General features: G+C 69.6%; 17 protein-coding genes and 1 pseudogene. 7 read left to right on the top strand and 11 right to left on the bottom strand.

Annotation, left to right across the window (positions count from 1 at the left end; translation table 11 throughout):
* Window positions 1-5: 5 nt before the first annotated feature.
* The 10 genes and pseudogenes from eccD to ACWGJ5_RS30120 form a co-directional block, all read right to left on the bottom strand.
* Window positions 6-1,361, bottom strand: coding sequence for a type VII secretion integral membrane protein EccD (eccD, locus tag ACWGJ5_RS30075; protein WP_453312782.1), 1,356 nt, complete (start codon window positions 1,359-1,361; stop codon window positions 6-8).
* A 13-nt stretch (window positions 1,362-1,374) separates the two neighbouring features.
* Window positions 1,375-1,668, bottom strand: coding sequence for a hypothetical protein (locus ACWGJ5_RS30080; protein ID WP_453312783.1), 294 nt, complete (start codon window positions 1,666-1,668; stop codon window positions 1,375-1,377).
* Between the two features lie 168 nt (window positions 1,669-1,836).
* Entirely contained in the window at window positions 1,837-2,292 is a 456-nt protein-coding gene (locus tag ACWGJ5_RS30085) for a hypothetical protein (protein ID WP_453312784.1), read from the bottom strand.
* Between the two features lie 100 nt (window positions 2,293-2,392).
* Window positions 2,393-2,704, bottom strand: a complete 312-nt coding sequence (locus ACWGJ5_RS30090) for a pore-forming ESAT-6 family protein (RefSeq protein WP_453312785.1) — start codon at window positions 2,702-2,704, stop codon at window positions 2,393-2,395.
* A gap of 56 nt (window positions 2,705-2,760) precedes the next feature.
* Window positions 2,761-3,093: a hypothetical protein gene (locus ACWGJ5_RS30095; protein ID WP_384461769.1), complete on the bottom strand. Its 333-nt coding sequence runs from the start codon at window positions 3,091-3,093 to the stop codon at window positions 2,761-2,763.
* Between the two features lie 317 nt (window positions 3,094-3,410).
* Window positions 3,411-3,572: pseudogene (locus tag ACWGJ5_RS30100) on the bottom strand (LacI family transcriptional regulator); the annotation flags it as partial.
* A gap of 174 nt (window positions 3,573-3,746) precedes the next feature.
* A complete protein-coding gene (locus tag ACWGJ5_RS30105) occupies window positions 3,747-4,037 on the bottom strand; it encodes a hypothetical protein (RefSeq protein WP_453312786.1) in 291 nt (96 codons plus the stop codon).
* A gap of 167 nt (window positions 4,038-4,204) precedes the next feature.
* Complete coding sequence (locus ACWGJ5_RS30110; RefSeq protein WP_453312787.1) at window positions 4,205-5,041, bottom strand: hypothetical protein; 837 nt, start codon at window positions 5,039-5,041, stop codon at window positions 4,205-4,207.
* A gap of 116 nt (window positions 5,042-5,157) precedes the next feature.
* A complete protein-coding gene (locus ACWGJ5_RS30115) occupies window positions 5,158-7,008 on the bottom strand; it encodes an alpha/beta hydrolase (protein ID WP_453312788.1) in 1,851 nt (616 codons plus the stop codon).
* A 9-nt stretch (window positions 7,009-7,017) separates the two neighbouring features.
* On the bottom strand, window positions 7,018-7,470 hold the full coding sequence (locus ACWGJ5_RS30120) for a hypothetical protein (protein ID WP_453312789.1): 453 nt from the start codon (window positions 7,468-7,470) through the stop codon (window positions 7,018-7,020).
* A gap of 487 nt (window positions 7,471-7,957) precedes the next feature.
* On the opposite strand from ACWGJ5_RS30120, the gene ACWGJ5_RS30125 reads away from it, so the two are divergent.
* The 3 genes from ACWGJ5_RS30125 (at window position 7,958) to ACWGJ5_RS30135 (ending at window position 11,307) form a co-directional block, all read left to right on the top strand.
* A complete protein-coding gene (locus ACWGJ5_RS30125) occupies window positions 7,958-8,215 on the top strand; it encodes a hypothetical protein (protein WP_453312790.1) in 258 nt (85 codons plus the stop codon).
* Between the two features lie 7 nt (window positions 8,216-8,222).
* Entirely contained in the window at window positions 8,223-8,399 is a 177-nt protein-coding gene (locus tag ACWGJ5_RS30130; RefSeq protein ID WP_453312791.1) for a hypothetical protein, read from the top strand.
* A gap of 253 nt (window positions 8,400-8,652) precedes the next feature.
* Window positions 8,653-11,307: a glycosyl hydrolase gene (locus ACWGJ5_RS30135; protein WP_453312792.1), complete on the top strand. Its 2,655-nt coding sequence runs from the start codon at window positions 8,653-8,655 to the stop codon at window positions 11,305-11,307.
* Between the two features lie 76 nt (window positions 11,308-11,383).
* Here the strand turns inward: ACWGJ5_RS30135 and ACWGJ5_RS30140 are convergent, their stop codons facing one another.
* Window positions 11,384-12,220 (bottom strand): undecaprenyl-diphosphate phosphatase, encoded by an 837-nt coding sequence (locus ACWGJ5_RS30140; RefSeq protein WP_453312793.1) that lies wholly within the window; start codon window positions 12,218-12,220, stop codon window positions 11,384-11,386.
* Window positions 12,221-12,371: 151 nt separating this feature from the next.
* Here ACWGJ5_RS30140 and ACWGJ5_RS30145 point away from each other — a divergent pair, with 151 nt between their 5' ends.
* From ACWGJ5_RS30145 to ACWGJ5_RS30160, 4 genes are all read left to right on the top strand, one after another.
* Window positions 12,372-12,761, top strand: a complete 390-nt coding sequence (locus tag ACWGJ5_RS30145; RefSeq protein ID WP_228621322.1) for a BlaI/MecI/CopY family transcriptional regulator — start codon at window positions 12,372-12,374, stop codon at window positions 12,759-12,761.
* 68 nt (window positions 12,762-12,829) lie between these two features.
* Window positions 12,830-13,771: a M56 family metallopeptidase gene (locus ACWGJ5_RS30150; RefSeq protein WP_453312794.1), complete on the top strand. Its 942-nt coding sequence runs from the start codon at window positions 12,830-12,832 to the stop codon at window positions 13,769-13,771.
* 188 nt (window positions 13,772-13,959) lie between these two features.
* Window positions 13,960-14,496 (top strand): hypothetical protein, encoded by a 537-nt coding sequence (locus tag ACWGJ5_RS30155; protein WP_453312795.1) that lies wholly within the window; start codon window positions 13,960-13,962, stop codon window positions 14,494-14,496.
* 100 nt (window positions 14,497-14,596) lie between these two features.
* Window positions 14,597-15,523 (top strand): hypothetical protein, encoded by a 927-nt coding sequence (locus ACWGJ5_RS30160; RefSeq protein ID WP_453312796.1) that lies wholly within the window; start codon window positions 14,597-14,599, stop codon window positions 15,521-15,523.
* Window positions 15,524-15,552 lie beyond the last annotated feature (29 nt).

Here is a 15,552-nt window from a genome sequence, read left to right on the forward strand (position 1 = left end):
CCACCTCACGCGAAGGTGCCCAGCAGCCGCCCGTACACCCCGAACACCCCGAGGACCAGCGGGAAGAGAGCGATCACACCGGCCGACTCCAGCACGTCGCCGGCCTTGCGCAGCCGTACCCGGACATGCTCGGCGGGCTGCACGGCCAGCACACCCAGGGACAGCACGACCAGTACGCCGAGAACGGCGAGCGGTGCCGGGGCTCCGGAGTGCTCCCGCCACAACCAGGCCAGCCGCAGCGCCACCACCATGGATGCCGCGAGCAGTACGGCCACCTCCGCCACCAGTGGGTAGGCACGGGCCCGCAGCGCGAGGACGAACACCACGGCGACGGCCAGCAGCACCGTCCACACCGTCACGGTACGCACCGCCAGCACTCCGGCGACGGCACCGCAGACCGCGGTGATGACCGTCGCCAGCGCCAGCCCCCGATGCGTGGCGGCCAACGCGGTGGCCACCTGGTAGCGACCGACGGACGAGCCCGCGGAACGCCGATCGTCCAGCCCGGACAGACCCGACGCCGCCAGCGCCCATCGGGGCAGTACGCCCAGCGCGACGACGCACACCACGACGAGCAGCGCCGCGGCACGTGCCGTACCGGCTCCGCCGGACTGGAACGCGAGCGCGACCTCCCAGCACGCCCCGGCCCCGGCCAGTGCCCCTGCCCCGACCAGCGCACCCCGCCCGAACGGGGAGAACCAGCCGAGCAGCAACAGCACCATCACCAGGACCGTGAGCACGGCGGCCAACCGCTCGGCTCCCGGCCAGCCCTGGGCCACGGCAAGCGCCGACGCGCCCTGCACACCCACAGTGGCGCTCACCACGACCAGAGCGGCGGCAAGCCCCTTGTGTCCGGCCCGCCCCAGCAGCGCACCGGCCACCGCGGCCACCGCCGCGGTCACCAGGAGCGACCATCCCGCGGTCTCGGCCTCGAACCCCTGGCGCGCCATGAAGCCGACGGCCGACGCCCAGACCGCACCCGCGCCCGCAGCCGTGATCCGCCGCGCCCGCGCATCCCACCGCCAGGCCCGCACATCCAGATCGCCGGCAGCCTCGTCACTCACGTCATGGACCACCGGAGCGGACGGCGCGTCCTCGACCCGGACCAGCCGGAGTACGGCACCGTCGGGCACTCCCGCCGACTCCAGCGTGGCATCCGGCTCCAGAGCACTTCCGTCGGCCGTCACCAGGTGCCGGGCCTGCGGATGCTCGGCCACCCGGTCGTCGAGCAGCCGCATCACCTCGGGCAACAACAGTCCGACCGGCTCCCGGGCCGGCAGCACCAGATCCACTCGACGCCGCTCACCGACCAATGTGACTCGACTCAGTGCCGTACGGCTCACAGTCCCCCGGGATATCACGCGTTCGAACCTATCATCGGGCCGAATTCGCAGGCTGTGGTGGAGCGGTGGGCTGACCGGAGGGCGTGGACACGGGCACTGGGGTCCCGTACGGAGCCTTCCCGATCACGCGGTGAGCGACGAAGGACCACCCCACACACCCGGCACACACCACGGCGGCGATGACCACCCCCGCGAACGCCTTCCCGAGCCGCTCGTCCACGGTCCGCCGCTGCCGCTGCGCCCCGAACAACACGGCATCACGCAACCGCCGACGCCGCACCGCGACCGACTCAAGAAGCTGGCTGTCGTAATCCTGGGCTGACATCACTCAAATCCGGTTCGCTGGACACGCGGGTGCTCGTCGAACATCTTCTCGCCGCGCGGATTCCGGACGCAACGAGGCCGGGGATGGGCAACGGTCAGCAGCGCAGGCCGACGATGCCCCAGCCACGGCGCCCTGCCTCCGTGACCACCTCGCCCCGTCGTCCCGGACCTATGACGGCCAGACGACTGCGCCGTCACGCACTACCAACGGCGCGGGCAGGTGCTCTTCGTGGAACCGAATCCATCCCAGATGGACGTCGCCGTCGGAGCCTCGGTGCCGCTCGCCGGCCCTGGCCGCAAGCCAGTTGAGAAGTTCACCAGTGCGCTCGAAATCGTCCGGATGGATTTCCTGTCGGCTGGTCGGCGCCCAGCCCTCCTGCCCCGTGTCCTGCCGGCGCAGCAGCACGGAGACAAGTGCGCCCCCAACCTTGTAGCCATCACCGTACTGGCTGAGAAGAGGCTCAGGATGATCCTCGATGACGAACTCTCCGTGTTCGTCCTCTACCACGACCGGAAATTCGGTGACGATGCGGAATGTTTCCGGCTGGGGGCCCGCTCCCAAATGCCATCGCAGCTCCGTGAGTTCCCCCGCCGACAACTCGTCACGCAAGTCCAACGTAAGCATCAGCTCGAACCATGTCAGCCATGGTCGCGCAGGCTACAGATGCATGCCCTGTTCGGGCGAGCGGCCGACGGGAGCAAAGAGGGACAGCGCCAACCGCCGGTCAGCCGATGTTGTCGACCGCTGCCTTCGCCTTGGCGAGGGTGGCCTGAGCGGTGCCGTCGTTCTGCTCCAGCGTGTTGCGGACAAGACGGATGATCTCGCGAACCTCACCTGCGGCCTTGTGCCAGCGGACCTCCTTGCCGTGGTACTCGTCCGAGACACCGTCGGCCCGGAAGTCGGCCATCGCAGCCTTGACCGCCCGGTCGCGGTCGGTCAGCACGCGCTCCAACTGGCCGATGATTCCTGACAGACTGGTCTGTACGTCGGCGGAGGCGCCGGTGTCGTACGAGCGGCGATCCTGGTTCTGAGTCATGTTCGAGTCCCCCTTGAAAACGGTGACAGCAGCGATGAGTTGCTCTTCGAGGCCGGTTACCGCGCGCCGAATCGGGCGGCGTCGAAGTTGGCAGCGCCCATGTTCTGGTGCGCGTTGTCGCCCAACTCGACGTCACCGCTGCCGAACGCCGTGTCCATACCGGACTGGCCGCCGAGGATCGCGCCCAGCGAGCTGTTCAGATCCGCCGTGATCTCGTCGGCATGCGCCTTGAACGTGTCGAACGCGGCCTTGCCGGCACCGTTGAACTTCCCCTCCAACGGTTCGGCGGCCTGGATCAGCAGCCTGATCAGCGTGCCCAGGTCGTCGCTTGAGCCGACGGTGCTCTTCCCGAGCTGCGACAGGGTCGTCGACCCCATGTCGAACTTCATCCACCCACCCCGTAAGCGTGTTGTGTGCCGGGACTGCTCAATCGCCGCTGCTTCACCTCGCGACGCCAGAACCCACAGTCCGTCGAACATCCTCTCGCATCCCAAGTTGCAGGCGCAACGCGAAAGGGACCGAAGTGGCGTGATCTGGTGCATGCGATAGGCGAGGCTGAGGGCCATCCGGCCATACGGAACGAGCTCGGTCGCCGAGTCGGTCGATGTACCTGGATGCGCGTTGGATCGCCGACCCCCTACGGGAACCGTGGGGCTACCGGAGGGCGACCCGCGCGGGCACGCGGGAGGTTGTTGAGCACGCAGGGGGGTGTGAGTCCCTTGGCTATCGGGAGCCAGCAGGCGTCGGCCCGTTCGCTGGCACCCCGCCCTCGCGCCGGGACGCCGGGCCACGGCGCGCCGAGGATGGGCACGGGTCGGACCTCCTGCGGTGCCTTCTTCGGGTACCAACCGGAGACCGCCGGCGTAGCCGGCGAGGAGCCGGTGATCCTCCTGTGGGCACGGGGCCGCGCCGGGACGAGCCCACACGCGCCTGGAATCCGCCTGTTGTGGCCGTCACGCAGAGGACGGACGCTGGCCGAACTCGACCGCGCCCAGCTTCTCATCGCGGCTTCTGCCTCCCATGTAGCCGGGCTCGGCAGCGATCACAGTGGCATGACGCCGCGCCGGAATTCGTTTTTCCTGGATCGCCCATCGCCCGCCGATGCCGTCGGCCGGGCTGAGGAGACCGGGGTGTGCGCCGACCAGAAATCGGAGTGAACGCAGGCGAGTCCCTTGGATTCCGGAGAGTTCGGGTCCAGGGGCTTCCTGGGCGCTTCGGTGACCTTCGACTCGTCGACGCACGGGGAGGTCACGTGGAAACCGGCCTGGCCCTTGTACCCGAACTCCAGGCCAACCTCGAAGCCGTCTGGCGTGGTTGCGAAGATCGCCGGCATGTCGGCAGTGGAAACAGGCGCCGCCTCCTTGTCCCAGTAGTCGCTGTGCTCACTCCTGTTGACATGCCTCCGATGCGCCCCGAAAGCCTCATCGGGCGGGATCGTCCTGTACTGCGCGGGTGCGCGTGAGCCCGTACCGAAAGAGCCGTTTCTCGCCCGTCGGTGACTCAGATACTGGCGGACCGCCCTGATGCGACCGGCGTCGTCACTGCGACGCGCACAGCGCCAGTGGCTGATGATGCGACCTGGGCCACGCTCTCGTCCTCGACGTTGCGTGCGACGAGCGCGGGAACGCCGGCTTCTGCCAGAACGTGACGCACGGTCCAGCCAGCACTCTCGAAGTGGGTTCGCACACGCGCCAGCGCCTGAGCCGTCTCCTCCTCCGAGAGCGGTTGGGTCGACCAGGCATGATGGACATAGGCGCCCTCGGCGTCCTGGTAGGCGCTGATTCCGCCTCCCTCCTGGGCCGGGGCGTGTCGTACGTGGAGTGCGTCGTAGATCCGACTGGAGTGGGCGAGAGCCAGTTGCTCGGCGTGCTCGTCGACCTGCGTGCGGTGGAAGGCTGTTGAGTCGCCCGTGGACTGATCACTGGCGCTGCGCGGGAAGCACGGTGAAGTCACTCCGATGGAGGCCAGCCCGTCGCCTGTGGCCCGGTTCACCACGCCGGTGATGGCGTCCATCCAGAAGTCATCAGGTTCAGTGCGCATGTTCACGTGGGGGAACGGTTTGGACCAGTCCGCGTCCGACGACTGGAATTTGTAGCCCAGTTTCACCCATGCGTCCCTGGCCTGCCGTACCAGTGACTTGGCTTTGCTGCCCGGCACCCCAGTCAGCTTGTACGCGAGACTGACCTGCAACCGATCATCGGGGCCGCCGTCGTCCCGGGCAATACAGGCTCCCACCGGCGTGGGACCGATCTGCTCGAGCTTCGGTTTCGGTGACATGCCGTCCACCGCCTGGTGAATGATTTCCTCTGCGCGCTTGGTCGCCTGCTGCTTGTTCATCCCGACCTGCTTCGGCGTTGCGACGCCGTCTCCTTTCGCCCCTCCGTGTGCCTCGCACGCCGTAACAGCAACCAGTGCGGTCAGTAGCGCACCAATCGACATCAGGTTTCGTAGCTTCACGGACTTCCTCCGGTTACGACCTCCGCTATATTGTCCAGGGAATCACCCTCCCAGTACTGGGAGTGAGCGGGCATACCTTGCAAATGCCAGCCCGGAAGATGCCCATTGCCCACTTTGAAGGTACGACCACCGAACTCATCGGATGTCGGGTCGGTCCCATACATAGCCGAGTGGTCGTCGAAGAGGCGCCTGTATGCGTTCGGATTCAAGGGGGCCAGTGCTCCTGCCTGCGGCGGGGCCATATTCACCAGGTCGTTCTTGGCGGTTGCCGCCCAGACGTGGTCTGCGGGAATATTCAGGTCCTTGGCGTGATTCACCCCAGCGCCCGGGCTTCCGACCAGGATCGCCTTGCCCACGGGGAGGTCCGGGTGGTCACGCATGGTCTCGCCAGCCACAAGGGAGCCGTAACTGTGACCCAAGAGAGTCGAATTCGCGTGCCCCCCGTGATGGGCTGTTTCAAGACCAGCCAGAAAGTCGCTCAGCGGCTCGCGAGCGCTGTCGGCCCAACTGGTGTTGTAAGTCGCATCGGGCACGAGACTCTGCGGGGCATCGTATCCGAGCCAAAGGATCGATGCGGTCGAATGCGTAAAGTCCGTTCGCGCCATCTTTCCCTGGAGCGCTTCGGCCCTTGAAATGAGGCCATCGACACCACTCAGATTCGCTGTGGTTCCTGGAACATACGTCACTACATTATCGGCAGTGTCCGGATTTCCGATGGATACAACCGCATGGCCGATATTCTTGTTGTCGAATCCTAGCAGGTAAGGCCGAGCCCCCTCGTCCCCAGTGAAGTTGTCATAGCGCCTCTGGATCGCATCCATGCCGTCGATCCGCCCCTCCAATTCCTTCCGCTTCGCTTCCCATTTCTGCCATGCGGCTTCGCTTTCAGGGGTCGTTACCCGGACGTCCACCTCCTCACCCGTATTGGGGTTGAGTTGGTGAATGGTGGTGAAGCGGTCGGGCTCCTTCGCCATCCAGGCGTCCAGGTCGACCTGGGCGGTGCCTCGGGTCTCGGCAAGCACGGTTCGGTTCGCCCCATCACGCACGGTGGCGGGAAGGCCGTCCATCCACCCGATCGAGTCAGGGTGGACGGTCACGTAGTCAGCCCGCTGCTGGTCGGTAAGGCTCTTCCACCACTGCGCGTTTTCCTTGGGGGTGCCGTGCTTGGGCGGCTCATTGATCGAATGCAGGTAGTCCTCGGCCCCCTCGAGAACACCGGCGGTGTCCTTCTTGACGTCCACCCAGTCCCGGTCGGAGACGGTCAGGTCGTCGTCGGCCTTCAACGCCCGCAGCTTCGGCGCCCACTTCTCGTCGGCCTGCGTGGCCTCCTTGAGGGCGTCGGCGATGCGGTCGGCGCACTCCTGGGCGTACCGGGCGTTGGGATTGGGGTTGAATCTGGCTGCCTGGCGGCCGATCGCATCCGCGGCCGGGTCCCCCGTCAGGCCGGTCATGGTGCCGCCTTCCGGGATTTTGCCGTCGGCTTTCTCGCCGGCCGACGGGTAGCTGACCGAGCCATCGGGGTTCACGGTGAAGTTCCTGGCGTGCGCGTCCTCGACCGCAGCGTCCAGATTCCTCTTGGCCGCCTCCATGTCGTACGCGAACCCGTCGAGCGCCGTGCTGATCAGGCCGCATTCGACCTGCGTGTAATGGAAGTTCCTCGCCAACTCCTGTAACTGGCCGTCAGCGGCAGTCGCCGCCTCCCCCTCGTTGGCCTGCTTCATGGCAGCGATCACGTGCATGCCGATGCGCTCCTTGGCCTCGTCGGCCATGTCGCTCACCGCACGGAACCCGTTCGCCGCATCCGAGTACTCGGATGGCTTCAAAGCCGTCAGCGTCTTGTAGTCCATGAGATCCGATCACCGGCCCATGGACTGACCGCCGACCGCCGGCGTGTCCTGGTACTCGGTCTTCAGCTTCGCGATCTCGGCACTGATGGCCTCGTCCGTCCTGAGTTGATCGTGACCCACCTTGTCCAGCAGGCCGGACAGCTTCTCGCAGCGCGCGCTGACGTTCCCGGCGTAGCGCTCCCAGGACGTGTGGACCTCTCGCTGGGCAGCAGCGGTCAGGCACCCGGCATCCTTGCCGAGGCCCTTCTGACCGTCCTGCAGTTTCGCCAGCGCCTTGCTGATGTTGTCCCGCAGACCGCCGACGTCGCCACCTGCCTTGGACCACGCGGCCTTGTCGGACCTGAGTTCGCCGGACACACCGCCTGCCCCACCTACCGGGTCAGCCAAGTGGTCGATATGCATCCGACCGGTGCTCCGCTCTGCCGCGGCGGTCTTGAGCTGCACCCACTCGTCCCACGCCATGCGTGGCCCTCCCCGTGTCTCGTTGTACGGCCCCGAGTTGTTGTGAACGCGCGACCGCGACGCTGTCGTGGTCGAGAGCACAGTAGTAACGCTGCGTCGAGTGACCCATCCGTTTCGGTCACCAGCCCGTCTGAGTTTGCGTACTCAGAGAGTGGTTCGGGGCCCTGCGGGCTTCCGGCGGTCGTTTGGGAGAAACCCGGGAGGAGATTGTGCTCGGGATCCCCCAGCTGCCAACGACCACGACTCGGCGCCGCAGGCCACGTAGGCAGCGGCAGACCTCCTCGGGTCCGGCTCGAAGCGATCAAGCCATTCCATGACTTCCGCTTCCGCGCCCTCCTCCTGCCTTCGCACTCGCCGGACTGGGAGATGCGCCCCGAATCGTGCACTCCGCGTCGCCGCCCTGCCGTCACCGCCCACGCCCCGGGGGTTCCGGCGGTGCCTGAAGTGCTGACGGGGTCTGGAGGGCAGTGCGGGGAAACACAGGCCGGTGAGCGGGGGATTGGGTTCGTGCTCGCCGTCGCGTCGAAGGTTCACCCGTGCCGGCACCGGCATCGTCCAGGACGTCGATGTCGAGATCGGCGGGGTGACCTTCGTCGGCACCAGCCATGTCTTCCCGGTCTTCCCGGTCTTCCCGGTCTTCCCGGTCTTCCCGGTCAACGAGCCCCGGGGCGAGACGTTTTCCGGTGTCGTTGAGGATCCGTCTGCCCGAGCCCCGCCGGAGCGCCGAGCCAGGCAGCGGGTGTGACTGGCTCATGTTCAGCCCGGACCAAGGCGGGCTGGCCGGATGCCGCCGCCCTCGCTCGGCCGACGCTGTCACCGCAGGCCTCCTCGGACGCCCCCCCCGCCGCCGCAGCCGGCTGCCCTACCGCGCGTTCATGCTGACCCAGTACGCCACCTGCCTGGTCCAGCTCACCACCGAGCTGAGCTGAGCCCGGGCCCCTGTCGGTAACGGACAACCGGTCCGCTGCGCTGCAAGTGGTGAGCGCGTGCTGTCGCTCCGAGGCGTGCAGCGGCGAACGAGGCGGTTTTTGGCAATCGTTACGCTTGTCAGCCTATAAAGTCGCTGTAAACCCCTGGGGTTGAGGCAGGGCACGGGAGTACGGTTCCGGCGCTCGGCAGTAGGAGATCAAGTGCGGCCGTAGGGGCGGCTGCCACTTACGCCGAAGAAGCCGGAGACAGTCCATGCGTGTGTATTCCGCACGGCGCAGACCGCGCCGCGGGGCGGAGGGCGGTGGGCGGGCGGCGTTCGCCGTCGTCGCCGCCGCACTTCTGATAGCGGGGACGGGGCCCGTCGCCGCGTACGGGGTGGACAGCGACTCGGGATCCGGCCGCCATGACGTGGCGGGCGAGGAGTCCCACGAACTGATGGAGTCCGTCGACTCGTTCAACGAGCCGAGGCTCTCGCCCGGCGGGCAGGTCGCGCCGGGCGCGTACGCGGGTGCGTGGGCACACATCAAGAACATGCCGGTCACGTCCGGCAGTTGGAGCGAGGTCACGACCTCGCCGTACAACGAGGACGCGCTGCACTACCGCGACCGGTCCGCCTCCAACTCCGGTGGCGGCGCCGGGCATTCTGCCGGTCGTATCGCCGCCCTGGCCACCGACCCGACGCACCAGGGGGTCGTGTACGCGGGTGCCGCGGGCGGCGGTGTGTTCCGGTCCGCCGACGACGGGAAGACCTGGACACCGATCGCCGACCGGCTGCCCGCCCTGTCCGTGGGCGCCCTCGCGGTCGCGCCCGACGGCGCGCTGTGGCTGGCCACCGGCGAGGCGACCACCGCCTCCGACAACTACCTGGGCAGCGGCGTCTACCGCCTCGCGGACCCGGTCACCGGCACCTTCGGCGAGAGCGACAAGGTGGGCGGCACCGAGCTGGACTCCAGCTCCATCCACACCCTGACCTTCGACAAGGCCGCCGGTTACGTCTTCGCGGCCTCCTCGCACGGCGTCTTCCGGCGCCCGCTGTCGGCCGGGCAGGACACCCCCTGGTCGAAGGTCCTCGCCCCCTGTGCGGGCATCGGCGTCAGCGGCGTGGGCTGCGGGGTGAACAGCCACTACGCGGACATCGCCAACGACATCGCCGTGCAGCCCGGCAGCGACGGCAGGAAGCTGCTGGCGAACGTGGCCTGGCGCAGCGGCGCCGACTACAACGGCTTCTACTACTCCGACGACGCCGGCACCACCTGGAAGCGGTCCAACCCGACCGGCGCGATCAACCCCGCCGAGATCGGCAACGCCGCCTTCGCCTACGCGGCCGACGGCAGCAGGCTGTACGTCTCGATGGAGTCCCCCAAACTCCTCGACAAGACGTCCGGTTCCGGCGTGTACTCGGTGCTCGCCGGCGTGTACGTCAGCCGGAGCGGCGACGCCAGCGGCTCGTTCCAGCAGATCGCGACCCCCTCGTCGCTGTCGGCGAGCGGCTCCGCGATGAAGATCAACGCGATCGGCTCCGGCTACCAGCCCGGCTCCCAGGCCTGGTACGACCAGGTCGTCGCGGTCGACCCGAACGACCCGAACCACGTCTACCTGGGTCTCGAGGAGATGTTCGAGTCCCGGGACGGCGGCGCCACCTGGAAGGCGATCGGCCGGTACTGGAACTTCGGCATGAAGTGCTTCTCGTACGACCCGGCCGCGAACTCCTGCGACGGCGACGTGATGCACTCCGACCAGCACGCCCTCGCCTTCTCGCAGTGGAAGGGCGGCACGCCGGAGGTGTTCGTCGGCAACGACGGCGGTGCCTACGCCCGCCCGACCGCGCAGACGACCGCCGGCTGGCGCAACCTCAACGAGTCCGGCACCCTTCGCGACCTGCAGTACTACTCGGTGCGCGCGGGGAGGATGACCGACGGCAGCGGCGACGCCGTCTGGGGCGGCCTGCAGGACAACGGCGTCTCGCTGCTCGCGCCCAAGGGCGCCACCTACCAGGGGCAGCAGCTCAACCCTGACGGCGAGATGGTCTCCCCGTTCGGCGGTGACGGCGGCGACCAGCTGGTCAACCCCGCCAACGGCTGCCAGACGGTCGGCGAGTACGTCGACCTCGCGCTGCAGATCACGAACAACTGCGGCTACACCGCGAGCGACGACGGCTCCGAGGACGTCATCACCGACATCGCACCCGGCGACCCGGGCGCCCGCTTCATCGCCCCGTTCAGCGCGGACGAGACCGACCCGAACGGCCTGTGGGTCGCGGGCGGCCAGTACGTCTGGGGCAACACCAGGACCTGGCACAGCACCTCCGGCGCCGACTGGACGAAGCTGTACGACCTGGGCGCCGGCCACTCCGCCTCGGCGGTCGCCAGCCGCAACCACGTGACATGGGCGGCCTGGTGCGGACCCTGCTCGGCGGTCGACGGGACCTTCGGGCGGGGCATCGCCACCAACTACGGCGGTACCTGGCACCAGGTGAGCCTGCCCGCCGCCTTCCCCAACCGCTACGTCTCCGGTCTGGCCATCGACCCGTCCGACGCCTCCGGCAAGACGGTCTACGCGGTGATCAACGGCTTCTCCCGGCACTGGAACGAGGGCCCCGGCGCCGGCTACGGCCACGTCTGGAAGACCACCGACGGCGGCGCGACCTGGACGGACGCCAGCGGTGACCCCGCGGCCTCGGACTCCTTCCCGGACGCCCCGGCCAACTCGGCGCTGATCACCCAGAACGGCACCCTCGTGGTCGCCACCGACCTGGGCGTGTTCACCAGCACCTCGCCGGGCCACTGGGCGCGCCTGGGCACGAACCTGCCCACCGCGCCGGCGGTCTACCTCTCGCCGAGCCCGGACGGCAGCCAGGTGTACGTGGCCACGCACGGCCGCGGCATCTGGAAGACCCCGACGCCGTAGCGCGATACCGGCAACGCCGGTGCAGCGCCGAGGCCCCCGGACCGCTCAGGGTCCGGGGGCCTCGGCCGTCCGCAGGTCAGGCGTTCAGCACCCCGGTGGCCAGCAGGCCCAGCAGGCCCACGCCGATGACGACGCGGTAGAACACGAAGGCGTTGAAGGAGTGCTTGGCGACGAACTTCAGCAGCCAGGCGATGGAGCCGTACGCCACCACGAAGGAGACGGCGGTGCCCACGGCGAGCGGGACGGCGCCGACTCCCGCACCCACGGCGTCCTTCAGCTCGTACAGGCCCGCGCCGGTCAGGGCCGGGATGCCGAGGAAGAAGGACAGGCGGGTGGCGGCGACGCGGTCCAGGTCCAGGATGAGCGCGGTGGACATGGTGGCGCCGGAGCGGGAGAAGCCGGGGAAGAGCAGGGCGAGGATCTGCGAGCAGCCGACCCACATCGCGTCCTTGAACGACGTGTCGTCCTCACCGCGCTTGTGCCGGCCCATCTGGTCGGCCGCCCACATCACACCCGAGCCGACGATCAGCGAGCCGGCCACCACCCACAGCGAGCCCAGCGGGCCCTCGACCAGCTTCTTGGCGGCCAGGCCGACCACGACGATCGGGATGGTGGCGTAGATGACCCACCAGGCGAACTTGTAGTCGTGGTGGTAGCGCTCCTCACGGTTGGTCAGACCGCGGAACCAGGCGGAGACGATCCGCTTGATGTCCTTGAAGAAGTACACGAGCACGGCGGCGATGGCGCCGACCTGGATGACGGCCGTGAAACCGACGACCGAGGTGTCCTCGACCGGGATGCCCATCAGCCCCTCGGTGATCTTCAGATGGCCGGTCGAGGAGACGGGCAGGAACTCGGTCACCCCCTCGACGATGCCGAGAACAACGGCCTGACCGAGGCTGATGGCGCTCATCGGGGTCCCTTTCGTCCTCGCCGTCCTCGCTGTCAGCCGTCCCGCCTGTCCCCCGGGCGGGGGCGCATGGCACACTCGGGCGACGGCAGCATTTACACGGCCGTAGAAGTTCTACGCGACTGTAGAAGATGAGCGGGAGAACGACAAACCCATGGGCGCCCACACACAGGGACGCGGCCCCAGGCGGGCCAACGGAGTGCGCGAGGCCGAGCTCCTCGGCCTGCTGCAGCGGGCCGAGGACCCGCTGACCCCCGGGGAGGTCGCCGAGCGGCTCGGGGACGAGCTCACCTACAGCAGCGTGGTGACGATCCTCACCCGCATGCACGCCAAGGGCCTGCTCAGCCGCACGCCACGCGGAAGGGCGTACGCCTACGCCCCCGTCACCGACGACGCAGGCTTCGCCGCCCGCCGGATGCGCACCGTCCTGGAGGAGCGGCCCGACCGCGAGGCCGTCCTCGCCCGCTTCGCCGACGAACTGTCCGACAACGACGCCGAGTTGCTGCGCCAGCTGCTCGGCCCCGACCAGCACCCCGGCCAGTAGGTCCGGCAGGAACCCGTAGGACCACAGGAGCCCGTAGGTCCGGCAGGCACAGGAAGGGGCCGCTCGGAATGCACGTCGCCGTCTATCTGCCGCTGCTGCTCTCGCTCATCGCCCCGCTCGGCGCCCGCCCGCTGGCCGAGCGCTGCGAACCCCGCCTGGCCACCTGGCTGCTCACCGCCTCGGCCCTGGTCCTGGGCGTGGCCGGCACGATCTCGCTGGGCCTGCTGGCCGTGGCCGGCCTGATCCGCGCACCGCAACTCGCCGCGCTGGGCCACTGGTCGGCCGGCACCGCGCAGCACGAGGACCCCGCCGCGCTGTCCGTCTCGCTGATCGCCGGCCTGCTGCTCGGCGGCGCCGTACTCATGGCGGCGCGGATGCTGTGGCGACGGGCCCGCTCACTGGCCGCCGCCGCGTGGGAAGCCGCCTGCATGCCCGCCCGGGACGGCCTGGTCGTCGTCCCCGACGACGCCCCCGACGCCTTCGCCATCCCGGGACTGCCCGGCCGGGTCGTCGTCTCCACCGGCATGCTGCACAGCCTGGACGCGTCCGAGCACGACATCCTGCTCGCCCACGAGCGCGCGCATCTGACCGCCCACCACTACGCCTTCGTCGCCCTCGCCCAACTCGGCGCCGCCGCCAACCCGTTCCTGCGCCCGCTGGCCACCGCCGTCACCTACACCGTCGAGCGCTGGGCCGACGAGAACGCGGCCGCCTCGACCGGTGACCGCAGGCGGGTCGCCCGCACGGTCGGCAAGGCAGCCCTCGCCGCGCACCGCACCCCCGCCCTGCCCCGTGTCGCCGGTGCGGCCCTGGGCATCCTCGGCCGCCGCAGCCCCCTCGCCAAGGCCGGCCCGGTCCCGCGCCGCGTCGCCGCCCTCCTGGCCCCGCCGCTGGGCCGCCATCCGGCCCTCACCGCGGCGACGGCGGCCGTCCTGACCGCGGCGACCCTCGCCACCGCGGAGGCCGCCCACGACTTTCATCTGCTGCTGAGGACGGTCGGCGTCTCCTGACGGCCGGCCGAGCACCTCAGCACCGTCGGAGGCAACGCCGTACGCCGTACACGGCACAAGAGAATCCACACCGCGATCCTAATACCCATGGGGGTATGCTGACGCGCCCGCGGCGCCCTCCTCCCCCTCCCTCCCCCGTTCGGCCCGCTTCCCGCGTTCCCGCGCGTGCGCTCCCGTAGGGTGGAACCGTGATCCTCGCGCAGCCCGTCGCCGGCACCGCCAGGGCCTGCATCCGTCAGTCGGTGCGGGCCTGCGTTCTGGTCGCCGTCCTGCTCGGGCTGTTCCTCATGCACGGCGGCCCGGCCGCGGCCGCGGGCGGCTGCCACGGGGCCATGCCGGACACGGACTCCGCCGTCCCGCACGCGGCATCCGCCCGGGCGGCCGCGCACATGGACGCGATACGACCGGCACCCGCGATGACGGCCGGACACCCGGACCGGGTCCGACCGGCGACCGCGCCGGCCGCCGCGCACCCCGCCGGCCGTCCCGCGGCCGCAGCCGCCGAGGCCGCCCCGCGTACGGACGAGGCCATGCGGGGCGCGCTGTGTCTGGCCACGACGCCCCGGTCCGCGATGCCGTCGCCTCCGACCGCATCGAGCGCCCTCGTGTTGCCGGCCGCCGTCCTGCTGCCGTGGGTCCGGCGTGGTTCCCACAGCACCCGTCGCCGGGGTCCACCGGCCGGCGGGCGTCAACTCCTGCTCCAGGTGTGCATCACGCGGACGTGAGGCGCCCTGAGGGATCGGGCGGCCCATCGCCGCGGTCCCGCACGGCTCCTTCACGTTCACCCGCGCCGGCTCACGGCGCCCACCTGGAAAGACACAACTCATGTCCCAGCGTTTCCGCACGTCCCGTCGCGCCCTCGCGGCGGCCGCCGCCACCGCGGCACTCACCCTGGCCCTCGCCGCCTGCGGCTCCGGCTCCGACTCCGGCAAGGGCCACGGCTCCGCCATGGCCGGCATGGACCACAGCGCCTCGCCCTCCCCCTCGGGATCGTCCGACGACATGGCGTCGATGCCCGGCATGGGCACCGCGTCCACCGGCAACGGTCTGGCCGCCGCCAAGGACGGCTACAAGATGACCTCCACGGCCGCCGCCCTCCCCGCCGGCAGGGCGGCCGACTACCGCTTCGCCATCACCGGCCCGGACGGCAAGCAGGTCACCGGCTTCGCCGTCGACCAGACCAAGCGGATGCACTTCTACGCCATCCGTTCCGATCTCAGCGGCTTCCAGCACGTGCACCCCACCATGGCCGCGGACGGCACCTGGACCGCGCCACTGGCGGCGCTGCAGCCGGGCACCTGGCGGCTGTACGCCTCCTTCACCCCGGACGGCGGCGCCGGCCAGGGCAAGGGCTTCGTGCTCAGCCGCACCGTGAAGGTGCCCGGCATGGCCATGACGTCGTCCCTGCCGAAGGCGTCCGGCACCGCCACCGTCGACGGCTACACCCTCACGGTGAAGGGCGCGCCGATGGCGGGCATGGCCCACCAGCTGACCGCCACGATCACCAAGGACGGCAGGCCGGTCACCGACCTCCAGCCGTACCTCGACACCTACGCCCACCTGACCGCCTTCCACCAGGGCGACCAGGCCTTCGCCCACCTCCACCCGGAGACGAAGGTCGACGGCGACCACGGCGGGCCGTCCCTGACGTTCCACGCCGAGTTCGCCCGGTCCGGAAACTGGCGGCTGTTCCTCCAGTTCCAGACCGCCGGCAAGCTCCACACCGCGGCCCTCACCCTGCGCGTCGGCTGAACCGACGGTGCGCCCCGGCCGCGGTCGGG

Source organism: Streptomyces sp. NPDC054783 (assembly GCF_053611725.1).